Below are 24,664 nucleotides of genomic sequence, written 5' to 3'. Positions count from 1 at the left end.
TAAATTCTTCATCAAATCTGACCTAAATAATAATTATTTATCGAATTTAGAGGTGTCCTAAAAAAGGGAAGCCTACAAAGTAAAGAAAATAAACTTTCAAAATCTTCGTTTTTTACAATTTCATTACTAATTTTTATTTCTTCGACCATTTCATCAGTCACCCATGATAGTCTAGTTGTATCTTGATTTGTTTTTTCTATAGTATTAACCTTATTGTTCCTATCGGCACATCCAACTGTGAGGAGTAGAATTAGAAGTATTCTATATATTCTCATGGTATGTTTAGGTTTCTTGAGACGATTTTTTTTTGTGTAGAAGCTTTATACTCTGGTTTGGAGCACTAAAACCCGTATTAACTATAGCAATTGTTGTGCTTTCGTACTTATTTCTAGTAAGGGCTTTTAGCGGTTTTTATTCCTTCAGGTAATTGCAAATCACTATCCTTAATTTTCATTTCTGTCACTTCAGTAGCAATACTTTCCATTGTAAATTGAGTATTATTCACAATCATTTTTAAAGGCAAAGAGTTTGATTCTTTCAAAAAAGTATACCAATTTCCAAACTTGTGATTTTCAAAAAGGGAAACATTTACTTTTAAAGAAGTATTGAAATAATATTTTTGAATTCCACTTTTACATGTCAATATTAATTCGTCACAATCATAACCAAGTATTTTAATTACATTTTTATTCAATTTTACATTTGAAATAGTATCCACATTTATTAATCCGTCATTCCAAATAGCAGTTTCTGAATTCGCCATTTTACTATAAAGTCTATTTTCTGAATTCACATAAATTTGCCATTGCATAACAGTTCCATTAGTTACAGACCTGTAATCGCCATTTTTTATAAAGTATTCTTGTGTTCCACCCATCATAGTTTGCCATTGTTGGTCTGTCATTTGAGGATTCTGACTTTCATAAGTATTTGAATAGGTTATTTTTCCTTCAAAATTTTGACCAAATACTGTTAGTGTTGAAAATGTAATTAATACAAATACTAATATTCTGTTCATATTTTTTATTTAATTGACTTACTCTAATTAGGTTTTCTGTCTTCCTCCTTTTAATGCACCTTGGTTTTTTTGTATGAAGCAAAACGTACATATAAACGTACCAGGGTACGTTTATTTCCTTTTTTGGTGGTTAAAGGGTATCTAGCTAATATACCACTAAAGAATTAACCTACAATTAACAAGCGGCTTTCCGCAGGAAAACCACATTCATAAAATCAAATTCAACAGAAATGGCAAAAAACAACAAACCAACCAATCAGTCTGTTTTTTACTGGTAAAATGGGTGGTAAATCATTGAAAATAGCGTCAGCAATCACAATTGTATCGACAAAATGCAAAGCTTATGAAGTTTAAAAGGCGTTTTGAGCTCTAAACAAACCAAGTGGTTTGTTTTTTGGTTGGGAAAAGCAGCTGTTTTAGAACAAATTTTACTGTTTAAACGAACCCTCAAGGTGCAATAGCCACTGTTTGCTGTGCAGTTTTATAACCCTTAATGCAAAGCATTAGATGACTTCATAGTTTTAATAAGGAACAAACATGCATTAGTCTTCAGTGAGAGTTTTAAAGCCTTCCATCACATAGATTAACTTGCGTTTATCTTCGAATCCCGGATATTCTTCATCTGTGAACATTGAAGGTAAAAAGCTTTTATATTCTGTATAATTTTCGCCTTGGTATAAACAGAAAGTATAGGTTTGTCCTCCACTTATGCCGTTTTTCCATGAATTCGCTTTTTCTCCTAAGGTCGATAATTGACTTTGATCTATATCGAATTTTCCTTCGCTAGCACAGAGATTCAAAAATACCCAATACGCTGAATACTTTTTTTTCTGAACACGTATACTCTTTATTTTCGGGGAAGCCAATGGTTGGGCGGACTCATTAATTCTGTAGCGCCTTACCTTACCGTTGTTGAAGTAAACGATATAATCTGCTTCTGGTGCTATATGTGGCAGGATGGAGTAGGCGAGGCGAACCACCAATGCGTCTGCATCATTTAAACCAAATAACGCAACATACCTGTGTACTTCTTCTGCATTAGATTTAAAGTCGATTTTTGGTATTTCAGGTGCTTGCGAAAATGCTAAAATGGGCAAAAGAATAAAAAGATAGCATTGAAGTTTTCTCATTGTAAAGTTATAACACTTGGTTACGAGCGTATTTTGTTTATTGATTTTAGAATCTATGAACCTAAAATAGTAATGTCACGGTTTAAGAATGAATTTGGTTGTTTTTCAGCTCTGTTCTATGTTAGGCATAGGCTTTTCATTTGTAAGGCACAAAATTTCTTAACGGTTTCCATTTTTTCAAATATCTTTTTGAATAATTGGTGTTATTTATTATTGATGGCTCAACTTCCAATATTTTGCGTTCCAATTCAGTTATAAAGTCTATTAGACTTTTTTTGTAGTTTTTGGTTTGCTTAATCTTTTCCATATTTTCCCCGGAATATTTGAGGCTATATATACGTTTTTTTGATTTTTTTAGTTGATTTATCCCTTGATATAAATGAAGATTTGCTTTGTCAATAGTGTTTTCTATTTGGCTATCGGAGATTTTAGGATTTCGAAATCTTTTATTTAAGTAATCGATGAAAGTGTTATCGAAATTTATTCCCATGTTTATTTCATCTTGGGCTGAATTTACGATTTTGGTAATGTCATTATAGTATACAACCCACTTGCTGAAATTGAGATGTTCAATTTGTTCTTTACTTTCATTTAGATATTTCTGAATCAACTTATTAGTAATACCCGATTGAGTAATGCGCTTTATTTTATTCTTGATTCTGGTAATAGAATCTAAAGTTTTCATTGTAGAAATAGAATCTTTATAGTTAAAAGTTCCATTAACATAAAGGTTTGTAAAATCTTTGTTCTTTAAATCGAAATTATTTATCGGATTATTAAGAAATTGCCAAATCGGGTCAAATGGCACATGCGTTTTAATGAATTCTTTTGAAGGTATGAGAAAGTATTCATCTATAAATTTATGTACATAGTTGCCTTTGTAATTAACATATCCAGCTGCCCATGTATTGTCTAAAAATAAATAATCACCCTCGATTTTTACTGCATTCCATGAATGGCTAATTTCTGGAATTTCATTACTATCTATTTCTGGGGTATAACCTACAATAACGTAAGATTCAATACCAATTGAATTACACATATAATGAAAAAGCTGAGAATAGTTGTCACAAATACCTGTTCCAAAATTTATGGTGTCATCAATTAATTTATCATAAGAGGTGTAAGTAACATTCTTATCGAGCAGGCTTAGGTCATATTTTATATTATGGGTAATCCATATATGTAGAGCCCTTACTTTTTCATCTTCGCTTTTTAGTTTTAAGGTTAAGTATTTAGCGATTTTCTCTGGTGTTTTCAATGAATCAGGAACGCTTTTTGACTTTTTATCAATTTCTTCATATTTAGGATTCCCATTTACATTATTGAATGAAAAGAGGAGAATTAATATGTAAAGGTATTTTGCCATATATTTTGTTCAGCGGTTTACAACGTTTAAGCTAAGCATAGTGCGGAGACAAGTAAATTTTTCGTTTCCTTCTGGGCAAGAAACTAAAGCTTATTGTTTAGTTTTATTTTTTCTTGTTCAAAGCTAAATCCATAAGATTTTGTGATACAATACATAAAGACCTTTCGGATTTGTTTTAAATTCTGCATAATGTTTAGGCTTGGTTAGCAATAGTACTTTTTATTTTAATGTTAAATGTCATAAACATACTCGTGTCTTATTTTTTTTAAATAGTCAGCGTATTCAACTATTTCCCTCCTTTTAATGTTATTGCAGTTTAGCAAATATTTTATGAGCATGCGAAATGCTAATGAATGTTTAATATCCTTTTCAGGAATTTCCTCAATGGCTAAAAAAAAATTGGAATAGGCTCTGTGATAATCTTTTATTTCAAAGAAAATGTAAGATTTTAAGAGTATTGCTTTGTAATAAGTTGGTTCACTTTTCAAACAGTAATTGCATAATAAAAGTGCACTATTAAAGTCTTTTATTTTTGTTCTTATTTTTGCCTGTTTATAGTTTTCAAAAATAGAATTTGAGTAAATTATCTTTAAGTTTTTTTCTTCAAGATTTAAGCACTTTGGTTTTGGGTAGAATGATATCACTTTTGAATTTTTATTCATTTCCTATTTTCTCAATTAAATAACAAAACCAAGATTATTTATCCAAGTCCATAAAGGGTTGGATAGATTTGGGAAAAACAAGAATGCGAAAAAGGCAATAAAAACTAAGCCTCTTAAGATACTTAATGATTCAATTTGAGGATTTAAATATTTTAATGAATCAGTTATGTTCGCATTATTTTCTTGAAATTCCATTTTAGCAGTTTTATAGATTGCTTCCATACTTCCTGAAATTAATATTAAGCAGAAAAGCCAGATAAAATATTTGGAAAAATTTTCAAGGTTTATATGACTACGAGCCCATTTCATTAAGTACATTATTATCGAAAAATAAAAGTTTGAATGAGCAATAAGGCATAGTATTAACCCAATTATAAATTTACTTTCTTTTTTATCTGTAGATTTTAAAGCAATCAAAGAACCAGGAACACCTACAAAATTTAATAATATTGTTCCGAAGAATTTTAACGGTTAGTAAATGAAAATTAGCCGATTTAGAAGCACTAAACTTTCGATTGAGTACAATGTTTGATACGGGCCAAAATTCTTAATTCCCTACTATTTTGTCTTTTTTTTTAATATATATCTTTGTTAGCGTTTCGTTATTTTTTCACGACAAATAGCTTCTTAATCTTATGACTATTTGTTACTAATTAATATTGCCAATTTTTCTGCAATATTACTGTCCAATTTTTTAACTTTTTCATATTCTTCATAGGCTTTTTCATTTTCGCCTATTTCAGAGTATATTTTACTGATTCCATAATGTGCTTTCATATAATCAGGTCTTAATTCTATTGCTTTTTTTAGTGCATCTATAGCCTTTGAATTATTTCCGATTTCGTAGTAAGCATTCGAAAGATTAAAGTAAAATTCAGGGCGGTTTGGTCTTAATTTCAAAGCTTTCTTATATGATTCTATTTCTTTCTCGTATAATCTTGCTTTTCCATATGCAAGACCAAGATAAAAATGGTCTTCTACTGAATTTGGATTTTTAATAATTTGTTTCTCAAAAGCATCAATTGATTTATCATATTCTCCTTCAAGATAAAATTTTCGTCCTAAATTATTTATTCCTATATACCAAAATGAAAAGTAAATAGAGGAAAAATACCAAAGTATTCGTAACGGCGTAGATGCACTCAATAGACCAATAATAAATGAAGCTGGAAACATCCAAAATAAATGAAAGGGCGAAATCTCAAGAACTGCTATTAAAATTATTGAAACAGTCATTAAAAAGCCTTGTAATTCCATAGCTTTTTCTCTTTTCTGTTCAATCTTTGCTTTTTCTCTAATTCTTAAACACCAACCCAAAGTGAGTAAGACCGCAAAGCCCAAAATTATGTACCCGATAATATTCATTCTTTTTTTTTCTATTTTTTTTCAATGACCGTTAACATGCGGATATGTGTAAAAGTTTATGTTCTTTTGCACAATAATATACCACTAAAGAATAAACCTACAATTAACAACTCACATTCCATTACGGGAAACCGTAATCACCATAAATTTTATATAGTTAATTTGTCATTAGTAGCACTCAGAAGAGAATTACCCAAAAAATACCGAACCGACCACTTAGTCGGTTTTTGAGTGGTAAAATGAGTTCTAAATTGTTAGAATGAACGATAGCAATCGCAATTGTATCGACAAAATACGAAGCGAACAAAGTTAAATGGGTGTTTTAGACATTAAACAAACCACTTGGTTTGTTTTTTGATCGGTTAAAGCAGCTGTTTTAGAACAAACTTTGCTGTTTAAACGGACTCTCGTGGTTCAATAACCACTGTTTTCTGTGCAACCTGCCAGCGTAACCGGTAAGTGAACCATCGGTACCGATAACTCTATGGCAAGGCACTACGATCCATAACGGATTTCGGGCATTTGCAGATGCGGCAGCTCTGGTTGCATTGGGGTCACCCAATAATTTTGCAAGCTCTAAATAAGACTTCGATTTTCCGTAAGGTATGTTCTGTAGTTCTACCCAAACCTTCTTTTGAAATTTTGTTCCTTTATGTTTTAAATTATAGTCCTTCTTGACTAGTGTTTTATCCTTTCAACCAACTTAACCAGCGATTTCTATCTTTTGTATCAGTTGTTTGGTCTACAGCAACTTTTGTTATATCAACTAATTTTTCTTTTATTTCTTCTAACCATTCTTCATATCCATCGAGGCTATGAGCTTCATCTTTTTTATATTCACTAATTTCGTTAATCTCATTCTTTAGAAGTTCTAGTTGCTCTTTTAAATTATCTTTTATATAATTTTGATAAATTTGAGCTTGTTGGTTATCTTTCGATTCGATTAATAGGTTTAATACTTCTACCGCAATTTTATACCAGTCGTTAAGATATTCATGATTTATTAATACATAACTAGCGTAAGCTATACAGACTCTTTTGAAGTTGGGTTTTTCTATATGTGTTAATACAAAATTAGATTGTTTTTTTAATTTAAATTTCTCAAAGTAAGTTGCTTCTGCAACTTCATAGGATTCAAATGAAGAAATGTTTGATGTCTTATTTTTATCTACTTCGATAATGAAAAAGTTGTTTTCTTTATCAATATGGCAAAACCAATCCATTCTAATTTTTTTATTGTTTTTGATAAATACTTCATTGAATTTTGAATGTATTTTGTATTTTTTATCAATGGTAATAACTTCCTTCTTTTCTACAAAAGATAAATTATCAATTCTAGATTGAAGAAATAAAAACCTTTCGAAATGTGGATGTTTTTGCCCTTCTTTAATTTTTAAGTTGTAGAGTATATCAATTATTTCTACCATTGAAGCCCATTTATGACTCTTAACAGTTCGAATTTGGATTTCGATGAGTTTGTTTGGGTTTATTGGACTTTCAATATATAGGTGATAGCCTTTATAACCATCATCTTTCGTTTCTTTTAAATAATCATTATAATGTTTTACCTTAAATCGACTATTGAGTTCATTAATCAATTTTGAAACGGATTTTTTATTATAGACTAAAATTCTACAGCCAGCAATATCTCCCATATTACCTAAAGACATAGTAGGTTGTCGGTTTAATTTTGAAAGTATAGATTCAATTCTCTTTATTCGAAAGGCTGTAATGCTATCGTTTCTTGTTTCTTTAGCGACTTCGGAAATGTCTTTAAAAACAGATGATAAATCTGCTTTGAAGGATGTACGGTAATCTTGAAGCTTATCAAGTAAATCGTTAGCCGGTAAACTATCTTCTTTAATGAACCTTCTAATCTCTTTTCCTAATTTATTTACTTGTGATTTTGTCATCTTTCAACTACGCTGTAACATTTTTATCAATATCGAGGAATATATGTAATTGTTGATATTTCAGTATACTAAATATACCACTAAAGAATAAACCTACAATTATCATCTCAGATTCCATTACGGGAAACCATAATCACCATAAATTATTTAAGTCTACGTAAGAAATGATTAAAATTAGCGAACCGACCAACCAGTCGGTTTTTCACTTGGAGAAGGTGTTTATAATTGTTGATAGTGACGACAGCAATCGCAATTGTATCGGTAAAATGCAAACTCTAAGATGTATGAAGAGGAATTTTGAAAGGAAACAAACTAAGTGGTTTGTTATTTAGTTGGGTAAAGCAGCTGTTTTAGAACAAACTTTGCTGTTTAAACGGACTCTCGTGGTTCAATAACCACTGTTTTCTGTGTAAACCGCCAGCGTAGCCTGTAAGTGAACCATCGGTACCAATAACTCTATGGCAGGGCACCACGATCCATAACGGATTTCGGGCATTTGCAGATGCGGCAGCTCTGGTTGCATTTGGATCACCCAATAATTTTGCAAGCTCTAAATAAGATTTTGATTTTCCGTAAGGTATGTTCTGTAACTCTACCCAAACCTTCTTTTGAAATGTTGTTCCTTCAGGGTTCAATTTTAAATCGAACTTAGTTCTTATCCCTTCAAAATATTCGTTCAATTGGTAAACGGCATCTTCTAAAGATTCTGGTATAACATCGGTAAGGGGTTCATCAGAATTCAATACGGTTATAGCGGTAAGGCCATCAGCATCACCAATAATTTTAGCAACTCCTAACGGCGTACTAATATATGCTATATCCTCCTCCATGGTATTCTTGAAATTTATTCGTCTGGTGAAGTTGGCTTTTCGATGACTCCCGTTGCCTGAGCGCGTTTTTCCCAATTTTTACGAGCAAGACTCTGCAAATCGGCAATACTATCGCTCTCGTCCATTATTTCGAGTCCTAATAGTGTTTCAATAACATCTTCCATCGTTACAATACCACTTACAGAACCATATTCATCAACAACAAGCGCAATTGCTTCTCGTTTTTCAATGAATATTTCAAATAAGGTCGGTATTGGTGTACTTCTGCGGGTTACTAGAATTTCGCGCTTAATATCTTTCAACGGAATGTCTCCGTTCTGGTTGATCATTTCTTCCAAAACATTATCCTTTAATACAAAACCAGTAACATTATCTATATTATCGGTGTACACAGGAATTCTAGAAAAACGCAATTTAGGATTATCGGTAAAGAAATCTGCAATCGTTTTTTCATCTGATGCTACTTTCATAACCGCTCTTGGCGTCATAATATCTTTCACCAGAACTTCATCGAACTTCAATAAGTTTTTAATGATAGTAGATTCAGATTTTTCAAAAACACCATCTTCATGTGCCATATCGGTCATTGCATGAAAATCTTCGCGACTTAAAACGCTACCATGGTGTTTTCCACCGCCTACCATTTTGGTAAAAAGGCGTAGTAGCCACAACAAACCTGTATATTTTAAGCCCAAAACCATAATGTTTAACGCTTTGGTAGAGAAATTAGCTAGTTGTTTCCAGTATGTAGCTCCAATAGTTTTCGGTATAATCTCTGACGCTACCAAAATAAGAATGGTCATAATGGTAGACACCACACCGACCATTAAATCTTCTGTAAAGGTGATGCCTAAAAATGATTTGGTTTCGCTACCGTATAATTCGGCATAGGCAACTTTCGCTTGCACACCCACCAAAATTGCACCGACCGTGTGGGCGATTGTATTTATGGTTAGAATGGCAATTAAAGGTTGATCGACATCTTTTTTAAGTGCCTCTAGGGTTGTTGCATACGCATGACCTTCTTTCTTTTTTACATTTATGAAAGTAGGGGTAATGCTCAACAGTACTGCTTCTAGTATAGAACACAGAAAAGAGAAGAAAATAGAAATGAACGCGTAAAAAAGTAGTAAGCCCATAGGGTTGTTTTATAAATCGAAGATATTAATAATAATGCTAAGGTTTGTGCTCTTTTACGTTATCAAATGCCTGATAAAATATTTGTTGGATGGATGAACGTATATTAAGATCGTAAATATTGCGATTTTCTCTCGTAGGATACACTCTATTGGATAGAAATATATACACTAATTTGCTTTCGGGATCTGCCCAAACAAAAGTACCCGTAAAACCGCTATGACCAAAACTAGATGCACCAACTTCTGGTGCAGGGTAGGCATCGGCAATTTTGAAGGTGTTATTTTCTAAATAAGGTTTGTCAAAACCTAAACCTCTTCTGTTATCGTTATTGGGATATTGAACTTTTGAAAATTCTTTAATCGTCTTTTCAGAGATATATTGCTTACCTGCATAATGGCCGTTTTGAACAAACATTTGCATGATAATCGCCAAATCATCTGCGGTACCGAACAGCCCGGCGTTACCAGAAATGCCACCTAGTAATGATGCATTTTCATCATGTACCCAACCTTGGGTTAGCGTATGTCTGAAAATGGTATCTTCTTCTGTCGGTACTATTTTGTTGTTGAATTTTTTGTGGCTCGGCAGAAAACCAAAGGTTTTCATACCAAGTGGTTTGTAAAATTCTTGTTCCATGTAATCTTCATACGGCACACCAGTAATTTGAGTAATGAGCTCAGGAAAAATAAGAAATGTGAGTCCGGAATATTTATACTTTTTCTCTCCAGAAACCTCAGAACGATTTATGATTCGGTACATTTTTCGATTGAATCTATTTTTTACATAGATACCTTCAAATGCCTCGTTACTAAATCTGTTGTTCGATGTACTGCGGATAAACCTCTTTTTAAACCGACCGTTATTTTTTAAAGTCTCACTGAGAAAAACAATATAAGGTTGAAGTCCCGCTTGGTGGGCTAAAATCTCGCGAAGCGTAATAGTTGCTTTGTCTTTTTGTCTTCTCCAAGGTTTCCAATAGGTGCTAAAAGGCACATCTAAATCTAGCTTGCCTTCATCGACCAATTTCATAATTGCAGGCAGCGGACCTAAAATTTTGGTGACCGATGCTAAATCATATATGTCATTTAAGGCAACTGGTTGAATACTATCATAGGTGTGGAAGCCATATGCTTCATGAAAAATAATATTCCCTTCTTTGGCGATTAACACCTGTGCACCGGGGAACGCATTATTTTTTATACCAGTTGTTACAATACTATCTACGTTGCGATATATATAAAGTGAATCTAGCCCATAATGCGCCAATGAAGATTCTTGCAAACTAGAACCAACCGGAAGCATTAAAGTTTTGGTTGCCCGTTCTTGCGAAGTAAGAACACCACTTAATAAACCAAATAGTATAAAAAATAATTTATTCATTAACTGAATTCAATCCTGCTATTAACCCATTAATTTTACAGCATCTTTTGCAAAGTAACTTGCAATAATGTTGGCGCCTGCTCTTTTGATTGCCAGTAACTGCTCCATCATTACGGCATCATGATCTAGCCATCCTTTTTCGGCAGCAGCTTTTACCATAGCGTACTCGCCAGAAACTTGGTAAACGGCAACAGGTACATCGACTTCATTCTTAATTTCACGAACAATATCAAGGTAGCAAAGTCCTGGTTTTACCATAACGATATCTGCACCTTCTTCAATATCCATCAATGTTTCTTTAATGGCTTCAGACCTATTGGCAGAATCCATTTGGTATGTTTTTTTATCCCTAGGTACATTTTTAATGTCTACAGGGGCAGAGTCAAGTGCATCTCTAAATGGTCCATAAAGTGCGCTTGCATACTTAGCGCTATATGCCATAATACCGGTATTGGTGTAACCTTCATCTTCTAGAGCCTCGCGAATGCTAAGAATACGCCCGTCCATCATATCACTTGGCGCAACAAAATCTGCACCCGCTTTGGCGTGCGAAACACTCATTTCTGCCAAAACCTCTACACTTTCATCATTAAGAATTTGTCCGTCAGCAACAATACCATCATGCCCGTATGAAGAATAAGGGTCAAGGGCAACATCTGTCATCACCAACATTTCTGGACATGCATTTTTGATCGTCTTAATCGCCAATTGCATTAATCCATTTTCGTTCAATGCCTCAGAACCGATATTATCCTTTAAGTTATCAGGCACTTTAACAAATACAAGTACCGAACACAGCCCCATACGCCAAAGTTCTTTTACTTCTTTTGCAAGATTGTCTAGACTTAGACGGTAATAATTGGGCATAGAAGGTATTTCTTCTTTAATGCCTTTACCCTCCACTACAAAAAGCGGAACTAAAAAATCACTTGGTGTAATAATGGTTTCCCTTACCAAACTCCGTATTGCTTCTGAACTTCTAAGTCTTCTATTTCTAATAAGTGGGTACATAATGCTATTTTATTTTCAATATTTATTCAGATTCCTGACTTTTTTTAATAATGCTTTTTAAACGTTCTTTTCTTAGTGCGGCTTCTTTTTTCAATTTATTCTTCTTTCTATCCATTAGCTTGGCATGCTTTGCTTTGTTCACCGTATTTTTAGCTTTACCTTTTTTTGCCATAACTGAATATTTTTATTCAAACGCTTTATTGCTTTTTCACTATAACCTTCTAGTCTTTACCTGTTGAAGGCGTAAGCGTCTTGAAGTTATACAAAAATAGGGGAATTTGAAGAATAGCTACAGACGTTACCACTTATTTTTATTGGCTTAACCGCTAAATGTTTTTTGAAATAAAAACTCAGTGAATTATTACAATTCAAATATAGCTGGGTAGTTACTAGTAGATTTTTTTTGAAGGTTTCAAGAACTTATAAATGAGGGGCACTTACATGTTTTAGCGCCACATAGATTATGTAAAATTATATTCGGATTTGAAAAAAAATCCATTGAGAAGTAGGTTGTTGGAGTATTTAACCCTGCAAAGAATATTCGATTCAATTTCTTATGAGTGCATATATATGTCAAACTTTTTTACAAGGTTAAGACAAGCCTTTGAAAACGCTCAATTTTCTATTCAATGGTTTTATTTCTTAATAGTTTTCGCCTGTACATTTTAATTAAGAATAATTACTACGATTTTGTAGGGTAAGTTATATGATTGTGAATATTTTTTATCACTATTGTAACTTCTATAAGATTTTAGACACGTATTAGACATCTAAATACTAACCTTGAAAACCAATTACATTATGCTTTCGATTACAGATTTGAATAAAACGTATCCGAACGGTACAAAAGCCTTAAACAATGTTAATCTACAAATAGGTACCGGTATGTTCGGCTTACTTGGTCCGAATGGTGCAGGCAAGTCCTCTTTAATGAGAACTATTGCTACTTTACAGCAAGCAGATAGCGGTCATATTGAATTTAATGGCATTAATGTTTTTGAACAGCCCGATGAGATTAGAAAAGTTTTGGGTTACTTACCTCAAGATTTTGGAGTATACCCGAAAGTATCTGCTGAAATGATGCTTAATCATATCGCCAAAATAAAAGGTATTCAAAGTAAAACAGATCGTAAAGCATATGTTGCCGATTTATTGAATAAGGTAAATCTGTACAAATTCCGTAAGCGTAATTTGGGCGATTACTCTGGTGGTATGAAACAACGTTTTGGTATAGCTCAAGCATTGATAGGGAATCCTAAATTGATTATTGTAGATGAGCCAACTGCGGGTCTTGATCCTTTAGAACGTAATCGTTTTCATAATTTATTAAGTGAACTAGGCGAAGATGCCGTGGTTATACTATCAACCCATATTGTAGATGACGTTATTAATTTATGTACCAATATGGCCGTATTTAATGAGGGTAGTGTAGTGGTGCAGGGGCATCCGTTAGAACTTTCAAATACATTGAATAACAAAGTATTTCGTAAAAATATTGCAAAAGAAGAGGTTGAAATATACCAGTCAGAATATAATGTGCTGTCTACCTATTTACGAAGTGGTAACCTATATATTAATGTATTTTCAGAAGGCAATCCAGGTGAAGGTTTTGAAGAAGTGGCGAATAATTTAGAAGACTTTTATTTCTATAGTATTAACCAACCACAAACTGTTTAATATGAAAGAAATATTCTTATTTGAGCTAAAATATAGGCTTCGACGACCTGTTACTTATATCTACATATTTATCATGTTTTTAATACCCTGCTTACTTGGAGTATTTGACGAATCTGTAACGGCAGAATTCACGAATAGTCCGAATAATATAACAGGTGTTTTTGGAGTGTTAAGTGTATTTGCATTGTTCTTTTATGCCGCGATTATGGGTGTACCTGTGTATAGAGATGAAGAACATAAAACTGCCCAGACCTATTTCACTTTTCCTATTTCTGAAAAGAACTACATATTGGGTCGTTTTTGGGGTAGTTTTACTATCGTCACTATAATGAACATTGCCGCTATGCTCGGTGCAATGTTTGGTTATGTATTAGGTGCATTATTAGATAGACCCGACTATGGTACGTATACCGATTTTAACTTTTGGTCGTACTTTTTTCCGTTTTTATACCTATTAGTTTTTAACTCCTTTTTTATTGGCAGTCTTTTCTTCTGTCTGATGACATTTTTTAAAAGAATGCCAATCTTATATTTAGGAGGTATATTAATATTTATCGGTACATCGGTATCGGGGCAATTACTATCTAGTTTAGATACAGAATGGCTTAGTATTTATGTTGATCCTTTTGGGCAATCTGCTTACAGCTTTTTAACAAAGTATTGGTCTGTAGACGAGTTAAACACTACCCAATTGGCTTTAACAGGTAAGTTTATGCTAAATCGTTTACTATGGTTGTCTTTAGGTATTTTAATATTTGTATTTACACTTTTTAAATTTTCGTATAAAGGGTTTTTATCCTCTAAGAAAAAGAAGAATGTAAAAGAAGATAATGATCTAGTAGCATCTTCAGAAACCATTAGTGTTGTTCAAGAGTTTAGTGAAAAAGCGCAAAGACAAAATCTATTGTCTTTAAGTAAAATTGAATTTTTATCTATAGTTAAAGAGCCAGTATTTCTTGTATTAATCATTATAGGGGTTATAGTAGCTGGGTTTATAACCTATCAAAATAATCAATATAATGGTACGCCGTCATTACCACTAACTAGGTTTATGGTTGCCTATGTTTCTGGTGGGATAGCTTTATTTTCCACAATTATTCTAATTATTTATTCTGGTGAAGCAGTGCATCGTACAAGAAGTAATAAGACTTTTGAATTTTATGATGCGCTACCGGTAAGTAATACTACACTATATCTTTCAAAGATTATTTCGCTTATTGGTGTTGCCGTTTTGTTGACTTTAATCAATATACTGGTTGGTATTATGTATCAGACAGGTAATGGTTATTTTGATTATGAATTGGGTATGTACCTTACCTATAATTTTACATCTCTTTTTCCTTTATATGTTTCTACATTGTTATTGGCGTTTTTTATTCATGTGCTAGTAAACAATAAATTTTTGGGTCATTTTATTGTAATTATAATTTATGTGGGTATACCTATTTTGGTGAGTTTAGTGTTGAAAACAAATAACCCACTTTTAGCTTTTGGAGAAACAACACCAGGTTTTATAAGTGATTTAAATGGATTTGGACATTACCTGACTGGTCAATTTTGGTTGAACTTATATTGGGTTCTTTTTACAGGTACATTGGCTGCTATTGGTAGTGTATTCTGGAGTAGAGGTTTTTATTCTTCAGCAAAAGAGCGTTTAAAATTAGCTAAAAGTAGATTTAAGGGTAAAACGGTCGCTTATACCTTGTTTTTCTTATTTGCTTTTATCTCTGTAGGAGCTTATAGCTTTTACAATATAAAAGTTCTGAATCATATGGAGGATAGCGATTCTAGTGAGAAGCTTTCTGCTGATGCTGAAAAGGCATATGGTAAGTATATAGATAAGCCCCATATTCAAGTTATCGATTTAAAAGCTGATATAGATATTTATACAGATACACGTGGTGTAGATGCAAAGGGAGTGTTTACAGTTGTTAATCCTTCAGAAGTGCCAATCGATACTGTGTTAATGGAAATTAAGTTTCCAACTTATGATACTAAGATTACTAAGGTGGTTTATAATGATCAAGAGTTAAAACCGTTTTTAAGCGATTCATTGTATCGTTTATTCATTTACAAATTGCCAGAAGCTTTACAGCCGAAAGACACTGCTAATTTGGTTATTGAAACTAAGGCAAGAACTCATGGATTTTCTATGGATAGAGAAACTGCTGTACTTAATAATGGTTCTTTCTTTAATGATGGTATTTTTCCAAGCTTTCATTATGATATTGCTTTGACAGAGAATGGTGCTCGTGAAAAATACGGTTTAGAGACATTAGACTTTCTTTATCCGCCAAGAACAGATAGCATTGCTTTGAAAAAGAACTTATTCAATGAGGATAGCAATTATATGGATTTTGAAGCAACGATTAGCACATCAAAAGGGCAAACAGCTGTCGCTCCTGGAGTTTTGATTAAAAAATGGGATAAGGAAGATAGAAGTTATTTTAATTATAAATTAGAAGATAAATCTGATTACTTCTTCAATTTTGTTTCTGCAACTTATGATATTGAAAAAGATGTTTGGATTGCACCTAGTGGAAAGAAAGTTGCTATTGAAGTGTATCACTCTCCGAAACACAAGAAAAACTTAGCTTCATTTATAAATGGGGTTAAAGTTTCGTTAGATTATAATTCTAAAAACTTTTATGAATATCCATATTCAGTTATCAGGATAATTGAGTTTCCGGCGCACACGACATTTGCACAATCTTTTGCGACAACGATACCTTACTCAGAAGATTTTGGCTTCGTAGCAGATTTTTCTAACGAAGAAGACTTTAATTATGCATTCAGGGTAACAGCTCATGAAATTGCACACCAATGGTGGGGTCATATCGTTACGCCAAGTAAAACAAGAGGAGCTAATATTATTTCGGAAACTTTAGCAGAGTATGTTTCATTAATGGCGTTAAAGCATGAATATGGTGAAAATGGTATCAAAGGGTTTTTAAAGCCTTCTTTAGATACCTATTTGTCTAGAAGGTCATTCAGTTTTAAGCCAGAACGTTCGTTAATGGATGTCGAAACCGGTCAGCATATTTGGTACCAAAAAGGTTCTATGATCATGTATGATTTACAAGATGTCATTGGTGAAGATGTTATAAATGCGGGACTGAAAACTTTTTTAAATGAATACAAGTATTTTGAAAAAGGGGTATATGCTACCTCTGAAGATTTTTATAAGGCTATTTATAATGTTACTCCAGATTCTTTGAAATATAAGGTTGACGATGGTTTTAAAGAGATTGTTCTTTATGAAAATCGTGTGATGGATGCTAAAACCAAAAAGCTAGATAATGGCAAATGGGAAACTACATTCACGGTAAATTCTAAGAAAATTTATTATGATGATACGGGTAAAGAGAAATTGATTGATGATAAGAAGAACTTAGTAGATGTAGGTCTCTTTGGAGAAGATATTACCGGTGAAGATGGGGTAACTATCAAAAACCCGTTTTACTTTGAATTAAAGTGGCTTTCTGCAGGTGATAATACATTTACTGTCGTTACTGATGAAAAGCCTTTAAAAGCGGGTATTGATCCGTACAATAAATTAATTGATCGTAATTCTGATGATAATTTAGAAACGGTAGAAGAGTAATTTTTTCAATTTAGTTAGTTATAAACCTGTTCGTGAATGGCAATTGTCATATAACGAACAGGTTTTTATTTTTTTATTGTACTATTTTCGTCGTTTTCATGTTTAATAGAAGTATCAAATCAACCATGTTGTATTGCAAAAATTAACTGATAATCTAAAATTTAAATATACCTGGCGAAACTATCAGCAGAAGTTTTTAGATGGTTTTCAAGAGCATATTAAAGATCATCATTTACACGTTATTGCACCACCTGGTTCAGGAAAAACCATACTGGGTTTAGAAATTTTAAACCGTATAGGTAAGCCGACTTTGGTGTTGTCACCAACTCTTACCATTCGTAATCAATGGCGTTCTAGATTGTTGGAGTTCTTTACGGTCGATGGTGAATTTGGGGCTTGTTCGTTGGATATAAAATCTCCAGATCACATTACATTTTCTACTTATCAATCTTTGTTTTCTTTATCAAAATCATTTGGCAAGAATGCTAAACAGCAGCTACTGGAGTTTATCAAACTTCATAAAATCGAGACTTTGGTTTTAGACGAGGCGCATCACCTTAAAAATGAATGGTGGCATTGTTTGTATCATTTGAAGGAAATAGAAGGATTAATTGTAGTTGCCCTTACCGCAACACCGCCATACGATAGTACAGCTACTGAAATTAATCGCTATTTTAGTTTATGCGGACCTATCGATGATGAAATCGCGGTACCAGATCTTATCAAGAACGGTGATCTATGTCCGCATCAAGACTTCATCTATTTCTCTAAACCAGAAGAAGCTCAGATTAAATATATCGTTAACTATCGTGAACAGATATTAAACTTTACCAATAATCTGATTGCCAATACAGCATTACAAGAGAATTTAATTACCCTTGATTTTTATATTTCCCCTAAAGAATCTTTAGAATACATTTATCAAAACTCATCGTTCTTCTCCTCTATTATCATTTATTTGAACGCTGGTGGTTATGCCGTAAATGAGGAGAACCTGAAAATATTGGGATTTTCACACGACGATGTTACATTTCCGAGTTTCAACTATGAATGGTCAGAAATACTACTGCAAAATTTGCTCATTGATAAGCGAGAAGAATTTCAGGTCTTTGAAGATGTGTTGTTGCCTATCGAAAAAGAATTAAAGCGAATTGGAGTTTTAGAACAAAAGCGGGTAAATTTTGTTGGCGATGAGGTCTTATATAGAAACTTGTGTAACAGTCCCAGCAAGCTTGAAAGTATCTATCAGATTGTAAAGCATACTGATGAACATTTAGGCGAAAATACCAGAACGGTCATCTTAACCGATTTCATACGTAAAGAGTTTTTGAATTTTAACGGGAGCGATACCAGCGCTCTAAATAAGCTGGGTGTTCTTCCTATTTTTAAATATATACTAGCGAAACAAGTAGGTAAAAATTCTTTGGGTGTTCTTACCGGTTCTTTGGTAATTATTCATGAGACTGCGTTATACCAATTAAAAAAACTTTTAACTATTCAGAATCTGGCAAATGAGATTGTAGAAGGTTCTGAAGGTTATGTTCTTATTCATGTACCCGAAGCCTTGAAAAACAAAATTGCAGAAGCTGTTACCCAACTGTTTACTCAAGGAGAAATTAAAACACTTATCGGTACTAAGGCATTTTTAGGTGAAGGCTGGGATGCCCCATGTATCAATACATTAATTCTGGCTTCATATGTGGGCTCATTTGTGTCTTCAAATCAAATGCGAGGACGTGCCATTCGTGTCGATACAAATAATCCTGACAAGACGGGAAGTATTTGGCACTTGGCTTGTTTAGACCCTACGGCGATTGATGGTGGAAAGGATATGGAAAAGCTTCAGCAACGCTTTGATGCCTTTACGGGAGTTTCATTAAGAGACGAGGTGTATATTTCAAATGGAATAGACCGATTGGTATTACCTTTAGAGTGGTCTGAATCTACCGAAATAGTAAGGATTAACAAGAATATGTTGTTATTATCTCAGCAAAAATCCGTTTTCAAGAATCGATGGAACGAAGCGATTGAAGAAGGCAATGTTTTGGTACGGGAACTTAAAATACCGTACGGTCAAGAGCAGCCCTATGCCAAGACCAAAAAGATGCATGCGCTAAATGCGGGCAAATATGTTATGCTAGAAGTTGTTTTAGGTGTTTCGGTATTTGTGCCCGAATTTTTAATAAAAAATATGGGAGCAGTTTTAAATAAAGGAATTGTGCAAGTATTGTATTTGTTCTTCGCAGCATTATTCTTAGGTTTTGGTCCAAAAACCTTTAAAGCACTCAAACTTTATTTTCTATTTGGAAATCAATATAAGAAAACTATGAAAATAGGTCAGGCTTTATTGGACTATCTTTTAGATTCTAAAGTATTGAATTTTGAATCTGTTGATGCCAACATCCATTCTGAGCAAAATATGAAAGGATCATTTTCGATTTATTTGAAAGATGCAAGTCAGCATGACAGTAACTTATTTATTTCGCTTTTAGAGGAAGTCATTGCTCCAATTGACAATCCTAAATATTTACTGGTGAACGCTAATTGGATAAAAAGGAAGATGGGTATTCGCAACTATTACGTGGTACCAAAAAATTGTGGTAAGAATAAAACAGAAGCGCTACTTTTTCAAAAATTTTGGAACCAGGAAGTTGACGGCTCTAAAATTTTATTCACAAGAACTTTAAAGGGTAGAAAAGAACTGCTAAAAGCAAGATTCTCGCATATTAAATATCAATTTGAAGAGGTTTCAAAAAAAGCGATTACTTGGAAATAAATATATGATTAGCGCGCTATATTTCTATCTCCCCAATTAAGTAGCAAACCCCATTACCTGATATTTTTACGCGGTCTCCCAAATATTCGCATTTTATATCGCCACCACGTTCAGATAATTGTTTTGCGGTTAGTATTTTCTTATTCAACTTGTCTGACCAATAGGGTGTAAGTGTAGTGTGTGCAGACCCAGTTACCGGATCTTCTGGAATACCACATTGCGGAGCAAAGAACCGAGAGACAAAATCAACATCGTTACCTTTAGCTGAAACAATGACTCCTCTGCAATCCAACTCATTTAATAAATGAAAATTTGGGGCAATAGCTTCTATTTCAGCCTGAGATTTATAAATAAGCATGTAGTCAGTTTTGCTTTTATAGGTTTCTAAAGGTTGCTTTCCTATTGCTTTTGAAATGTTGAGTTGTTCTGGTACGGAAACTAAATCATCCGTTGGGAAGTCCATTGTTAATAGTCCCTCGTTATTTTTTTGTACTAATAATTCTCCACTTCTTGGAGAAATAAACCGTAAAGTATTTTCTTTGAAACCGTGGTAATTATAGAGTACGAAGGCAGTTGCAAGGGTAGCATGACCGCAAAGATCTACTTCTATTTCAGGGGTAAACCAGCGAAGTTCATAATGATCATTGTGCTGCACTGCAAAAGCTGTTTCTGCCAAATTATTCTCAGCAGCTATCTTTTGCATTAAATCGGTTTCTAACCAGTTTTCAAGAATACAAACTGCAGCCGGATTTCCACCAAATAGTTTTGTTGTAAACGCATCGATTTGATATATTTTTTGCTTCATAGATAGAATTTTACTCGATAATAGTGATTTTAATACTTCGATGCTTGTCAAAAAATTATATAGTTATTCTAAATCGAATGCATCGAGCGATTGCTGCAAGCTTGATTACTCTATCCCGAATTTACGACTTATCTCGTCGGCTTTTTGAATCCACTTTTTGGGTGCATCAAATCGATAGCCTACATAAAACTCGAGAAAGCTTATGGAGTCATCTAAAACGAAATTCTCATCGGAAGTATGACTTAATAGTTGCGTATTGATATTTACGCCACTAAAGAAATTTTCTGAATTATAGCCACCGGTCATTCTAAAAATCAGTTGTGCTAAACCATTAAATGAAGTTTTGCCTTCCGTTTTAGCAAGGTTAAAACCTAATCCCCCAGTGGCACCAGCAGAAACTAAATAGTTTTCATCAAATACCCAATTGTAATAATACCCGGGACCTATAGCTAACTTGAAAGATTTCTCCAATTGATTATCGATAATTGGGTCTTCTAACTTAAATTTGGTATAGTAGTACGATATGCTCGGTATAAAACTGCCGACACTTTGTTTTTGCCATTCGTTTTGAAACCCTATAGCACGAAACGAAAAATCAGGATTGAAAATGTAACTAGATGTTCCTCCGATTTTGAAGGTTTTTAAATCATCTATGGGTAAGGTTAAATCTGCCGTTCGAACGAAGAACCCTTTTTGCTTATAGATATCTAAGGTCTGCATGTATTGACCAAAAAACGTGCGTATGTTGAAAGTGATTAATTTTGAATCTCCATTGTCTTTATTCTCTGATAGAAAGTTGGGTGCATACCCAAAATCAACTTCTAAAAATCGAAATAGAACCGATAACCCTAAATAACTTTTGTCGTTAGGTATAAACTCGGTCTTGTTGCGTGTTATCTTGTCGCTAAGGGTAAAACTATTTGAAGTGGTCTGTAAAGACAACCTCACGGTAACCTTATCAGGAAAGGCTTCTTTGTAGTGCGAATTCTGAGCTGTACTAATTTGTATAAAGCATAGCATACACCAAAATAGAAAAATTCTTAAACCCATGCTTTCGGTTTCATCAATACTTCAATTAAACGTTCTTCTTCGCTTCCTTTTTCTGGATGGTGGTCATAGACCCATTGCACATGTGGCGGCAGGCTCATTAATATACTTTCTATTCTTCCATTGGTCTTTAATCCGAATAACGTACCCTTGTCATGAACCAGATTGAATTCAACATATCTACCTCGTCTAATCTCTTGCCAATCCCTTTGTTCTTTGGTGTATTCAAGATCTTTTCTTTTTATAACAATCGGTACATAACAATCTAAAAAGCTATTACCAACTTCAGTAACAAAGTTGTACCAGTCTTGCATGTCCATCTCCGGAGTTGCTTTGCAGTAGTCAAAAAATAGACCGCCTAGTCCGCGAGCTTCGTTTCTATGCGTATTCCAAAAATACTCGTCGCAACGTTTTTTATAGGTATCGTAGAATGTAGGATTATGTTTGTTGCAAGCTGTTTTGCATACTTGATGAAAATGAACCGCATCTTCGTCAAATAAGTAATAGGGAGTCAAGTCTTGACCACCGCCAAACCATTGGTCTACAATTTCGCCGTCTTTACCATACATTTCAAAATAACGCCAATTGGCATGAACCGTCGGCACCATCGGATTCTTCGGATGCAATACCAAACTTAATCCGCAGGCAAAAAAATTGGCATCTTCTACTCCGAAATATGCCTTCATACTATCTGGAAGCTCGCCATGTACTCCAGATATATTTACACCGCCTTTTTCTAAAACAGCTCCGTTTTCAATAACTCTTGTACGACCGCCACCACCTTCTGGGCGTACCCAAATGTCTTCTTTAAAAGAGGCTGTGCCGTCTACTTCCTCTAATTTAGAGGTAATTGTATCTTGAAGTTGTTCTATGTAAGCGTAAAATTTATCTTTCATTCTGTAAAACATAAAGTTCCATATCTAACGGTTGTTCGTTAGGTGGAGTGTGTTCTTTTAATAGCGTTTCTTTCCAAAGATAACCACAATTTTCTGCTACCTTAATACTGCCAAGGTTCGATTTATGAGCAATGATTCTAAGACGTTGTAAATGTTGTTCGTTAAAGCCCCATTCAGAAATGGTCTTTACAACTTTTGTGGCAAAACCTTTATTGTTATGGTCGTACGATATGCAATAGGCGATTTCAGCTTCTTGGGCTGCTCGTCTTAGTTCTTTTAAATAAACCAGGCCAATAATTTTTCTGTTTTCTGGTTCTTTAAGCGTAAATAAGTACTCATTGCCAGATATAAAATCTGATACCTTTTCAAGAACAAAAATATTGGATAATGTCGGATTTAGATTTGCAGCTACCGTTTTCGGGAAGTATCGTTTTATATGGTCAGCATTAGCGCATATAAAATCGCATAAACGCCAACCATCTCTCTCTGATATCGGATTTATTTCGAAATCTGCTAGTTGAAATGAATTCATTATGCGATTTTAATATCGGCTACCTTAACGCTTTCTGAACCTGTTAGGGTTAGTCTTGCTTGTATTCTTTTACTGCATCAATAAACGCCTTAGCATTTTCAACAGGAACATTTGGTAATATACCATGACCTAAATTAACTACGTAGCTGTCTTTGCCAAATTCATTGATCATTTGGTGTACCATTTTCTTAATTTCAGATGGTGGAGATAGTAAACGTGATGGGTCAAAGTTACCTTGAAGGGTAATTTTTCCACCACTTAAATAACGTGCGTTTCTGGCAGAACAAGTCCAATCAACCCCTAATGCAGAAGCGCCTGATTTTGCCATATCGCCTAGTGCGAACCAACATCCTTTTCCAAAAACAATAACCGGAGCTTCATCTTTTAAAGCATCTATAATTTGCTGAATATACTGCCAAGAGAATTCTTGATAATCGGTTGGCGATAACATTCCGCCCCAAGAATCAAATACTTGTACCGCATTAACACCTGCGGCAACTTTAGCTTTTAAATACGCAATGGTAGTGTCTGTAATTTTCTGAAGTAATTCGTGGGCAACAACAGGTTGTGTAAAGCATAATTCTTTAGCCTTGTCGAACGTTTTGCTGCCTTGACCTTGTACACAGTAGCATAAAATGGTCCAAGGGGAACCTGCAAAACCGATCAAAGGTACTTCGTCGTTCAGTTTTTCTTTAGTTGCTTTTATGGCTTCCATAACGTAACCCAATGTATCGTGAACATCTGGTACGATAACGCTGTCTAAATCTTTCTGATTACGAATAGGGTTCGGTAAATACGGACCAAAATTCGGCTTCATCTCCACATGAATATTCATTGCCTGTGGGATCACCAAAATATCACTGAACAATATAGCGGCATCCATTCCGTATCTACGAATAGGTTGAACCGTAATTTCTGATGCTAGTTCTGGAGTCTGACATCTGGTGAAGAAGTCATATTTTTCTTTGATTGCCATGAATTCAGGTAAATATCTACCCGCTTGACGCATCATCCACACTGGTGGTCTTTCTACCGTTTCACCTTTTAAGGCTTTTAGAAATAAGTCGTTTTTTAAGCTCATATTCTTATAATAGCTTTTAGCTGCTAGCCTTTGGCTTTTAGCTATTTTTTATTTTACTAATTAGACTATTAATCATTTTAGATTCTATTGAAATCAATTCATAAATTGATTTCAACTCTTTACTATCTAAAAATTTCAATTCTTCTGATATTATTAATTGAGTTTCTACTTCAAAAAGAGAACCTAGTGCAATCTCTAAAAATCGTTTAAATTCAACTTCACTATTTCGGCTGCATCCTTCTGCAATATTTGAAGGAACTGAAACAGCAGCTCTTGAAAGTTGACTTTTAAGTCCGAATTTTTCTTCGCTTGGCAATTTTTGAACTAAACTATAAGCATGCTTAACTATGGTGATTCCATTTTTCCATATTTCAAGCTTTTTAAAGTCCCTCATAATTTATTAAAAAAGCCAAAGGCTAGAAGCCAAT

The 24,664-nt window shown here is 33.8% G+C and carries 21 protein-coding genes and 1 pseudogene; 3 read left to right on the top strand and 19 right to left on the bottom strand.

Annotated elements, in window-relative coordinates; genetic code table 11:
- Positions 1-388: 388 nt before the first annotated feature.
- The 13 genes and pseudogenes from ACEN2N_RS12635 to ACEN2N_RS12575 form a co-directional block, all read right to left on the bottom strand.
- Positions 389-1,018, bottom strand: a complete 630-nt coding sequence (locus ACEN2N_RS12635; RefSeq protein ID WP_441824660.1) for a hypothetical protein — start codon at positions 1,016-1,018, stop codon at positions 389-391.
- Between the two features lie 542 nt (positions 1,019-1,560).
- A complete protein-coding gene (locus ACEN2N_RS12630) occupies positions 1,561-2,148 on the bottom strand; it encodes a hypothetical protein (protein ID WP_441824659.1) in 588 nt (195 codons plus the stop codon).
- 136 nt (positions 2,149-2,284) lie between these two features.
- Positions 2,285-3,517, bottom strand: coding sequence for a transglutaminase domain-containing protein (locus ACEN2N_RS12625; protein ID WP_441824658.1), 1,233 nt, complete (start codon positions 3,515-3,517; stop codon positions 2,285-2,287).
- A gap of 230 nt (positions 3,518-3,747) precedes the next feature.
- Positions 3,748-4,179 carry a hypothetical protein gene (locus ACEN2N_RS12620; protein WP_441824657.1) on the bottom strand — a complete coding sequence of 144 codons (432 nt, stop codon included), beginning with the start codon at positions 4,177-4,179 and terminating at the stop codon, positions 3,748-3,750.
- Between the two features lie 15 nt (positions 4,180-4,194).
- Positions 4,195-4,401 carry a hypothetical protein gene (locus ACEN2N_RS12615; RefSeq protein ID WP_441824656.1) on the bottom strand — a complete coding sequence of 69 codons (207 nt, stop codon included), beginning with the start codon at positions 4,399-4,401 and terminating at the stop codon, positions 4,195-4,197.
- A gap of 417 nt (positions 4,402-4,818) precedes the next feature.
- Positions 4,819-5,544 carry a tetratricopeptide repeat protein gene (locus tag ACEN2N_RS12610; protein WP_441824655.1) on the bottom strand — a complete coding sequence of 242 codons (726 nt, stop codon included), beginning with the start codon at positions 5,542-5,544 and terminating at the stop codon, positions 4,819-4,821.
- Between the two features lie 376 nt (positions 5,545-5,920).
- Positions 5,921-6,199, bottom strand: a pseudogene (locus ACEN2N_RS12605) (methylated-DNA--[protein]-cysteine S-methyltransferase); the annotation flags it as partial.
- Between the two features lie 31 nt (positions 6,200-6,230).
- Positions 6,231-7,457 carry a hypothetical protein gene (locus tag ACEN2N_RS12600; protein WP_441824654.1) on the bottom strand — a complete coding sequence of 409 codons (1,227 nt, stop codon included), beginning with the start codon at positions 7,455-7,457 and terminating at the stop codon, positions 6,231-6,233.
- Between the two features lie 350 nt (positions 7,458-7,807).
- A complete protein-coding gene (locus ACEN2N_RS12595) occupies positions 7,808-8,287 on the bottom strand; it encodes a methylated-DNA--[protein]-cysteine S-methyltransferase (RefSeq protein WP_441824653.1) in 480 nt (159 codons plus the stop codon).
- A 14-nt stretch (positions 8,288-8,301) separates the two neighbouring features.
- Positions 8,302-9,426: a CNNM domain-containing protein gene (locus tag ACEN2N_RS12590; protein WP_441824652.1), complete on the bottom strand. Its 1,125-nt coding sequence runs from the start codon at positions 9,424-9,426 to the stop codon at positions 8,302-8,304.
- Positions 9,427-9,463: 37 nt separating this feature from the next.
- Positions 9,464-10,807: a serine hydrolase domain-containing protein gene (locus ACEN2N_RS12585; protein WP_441824651.1), complete on the bottom strand. Its 1,344-nt coding sequence runs from the start codon at positions 10,805-10,807 to the stop codon at positions 9,464-9,466.
- Between the two features lie 21 nt (positions 10,808-10,828).
- The gene (gene hemB, locus ACEN2N_RS12580) at positions 10,829-11,818 is read right to left on the bottom strand and encodes a porphobilinogen synthase (protein WP_441824650.1); all 990 of its coding nucleotides are present in this window, start codon (positions 11,816-11,818) and stop codon (positions 10,829-10,831) included.
- A gap of 22 nt (positions 11,819-11,840) precedes the next feature.
- Positions 11,841-11,990 carry a hypothetical protein gene (locus ACEN2N_RS12575; RefSeq protein WP_166638520.1) on the bottom strand — a complete coding sequence of 50 codons (150 nt, stop codon included), beginning with the start codon at positions 11,988-11,990 and terminating at the stop codon, positions 11,841-11,843.
- Positions 11,991-12,619: 629 nt separating this feature from the next.
- On the opposite strand from ACEN2N_RS12575, the gene ACEN2N_RS12570 reads away from it, so the two are divergent.
- The 3 genes from ACEN2N_RS12570 (at position 12,620) to ACEN2N_RS12560 (ending at position 19,875) form a co-directional block, all read left to right on the top strand.
- Positions 12,620-13,495: an ABC transporter ATP-binding protein gene (locus ACEN2N_RS12570; protein WP_441824663.1), complete on the top strand. Its 876-nt coding sequence runs from the start codon at positions 12,620-12,622 to the stop codon at positions 13,493-13,495.
- Between the two features lies 1 nt (position 13,496).
- Positions 13,497-17,099 (top strand): ABC transporter permease/M1 family aminopeptidase, encoded by a 3,603-nt coding sequence (locus ACEN2N_RS12565; protein ID WP_441824649.1) that lies wholly within the window; start codon positions 13,497-13,499, stop codon positions 17,097-17,099.
- Between the two features lie 133 nt (positions 17,100-17,232).
- On the top strand, positions 17,233-19,875 hold the full coding sequence (locus ACEN2N_RS12560; protein WP_441824648.1) for a DEAD/DEAH box helicase family protein: 2,643 nt from the start codon (positions 17,233-17,235) through the stop codon (positions 19,873-19,875).
- Positions 19,876-19,891: 16 nt separating this feature from the next.
- Here ACEN2N_RS12560 and ACEN2N_RS12555 read toward each other — a convergent pair whose 3' ends face one another.
- From ACEN2N_RS12555 to ACEN2N_RS12530, 6 genes are all read right to left on the bottom strand, one after another.
- The gene (locus tag ACEN2N_RS12555; RefSeq protein WP_441824647.1) at positions 19,892-20,680 is read right to left on the bottom strand and encodes a PhzF family phenazine biosynthesis protein; all 789 of its coding nucleotides are present in this window, start codon (positions 20,678-20,680) and stop codon (positions 19,892-19,894) included.
- 105 nt (positions 20,681-20,785) lie between these two features.
- Positions 20,786-21,730 (bottom strand): DUF4421 family protein, encoded by a 945-nt coding sequence (locus tag ACEN2N_RS12550; RefSeq protein WP_441824646.1) that lies wholly within the window; start codon positions 21,728-21,730, stop codon positions 20,786-20,788.
- Positions 21,721-22,623 (bottom strand): oxygen-dependent coproporphyrinogen oxidase, encoded by a 903-nt coding sequence (gene hemF, locus ACEN2N_RS12545; RefSeq protein ID WP_441824645.1) that lies wholly within the window; start codon positions 22,621-22,623, stop codon positions 21,721-21,723. The genes ACEN2N_RS12550 and hemF overlap by 10 nt, the downstream gene beginning before the upstream one ends.
- Complete coding sequence (locus tag ACEN2N_RS12540) at positions 22,613-23,155, bottom strand: GNAT family N-acetyltransferase (protein WP_441824644.1); 543 nt, start codon at positions 23,153-23,155, stop codon at positions 22,613-22,615. Before ACEN2N_RS12540 ends, hemF begins: the two co-directional genes overlap by 11 nt.
- Positions 23,156-23,204: 49 nt before the next feature.
- Positions 23,205-24,236 (bottom strand): uroporphyrinogen decarboxylase, encoded by a 1,032-nt coding sequence (gene hemE, locus ACEN2N_RS12535; RefSeq protein WP_441824643.1) that lies wholly within the window; start codon positions 24,234-24,236, stop codon positions 23,205-23,207.
- 37 nt (positions 24,237-24,273) lie between these two features.
- On the bottom strand, positions 24,274-24,630 hold the full coding sequence (locus ACEN2N_RS12530; protein WP_441824642.1) for a four helix bundle protein: 357 nt from the start codon (positions 24,628-24,630) through the stop codon (positions 24,274-24,276).
- Between the last annotated feature and the right edge of the window lie 34 nt (positions 24,631-24,664).

This window comes from Maribacter spongiicola, from assembly GCF_052119685.1.
Lineage (GTDB): Bacteria > Bacteroidota > Bacteroidia > Flavobacteriales > Flavobacteriaceae > Maribacter > Maribacter spongiicola_A.
The sequence above is the reverse complement of the archived record's forward strand: the minus strand, read 5'-3'. Positions and strand labels throughout refer to the sequence as shown.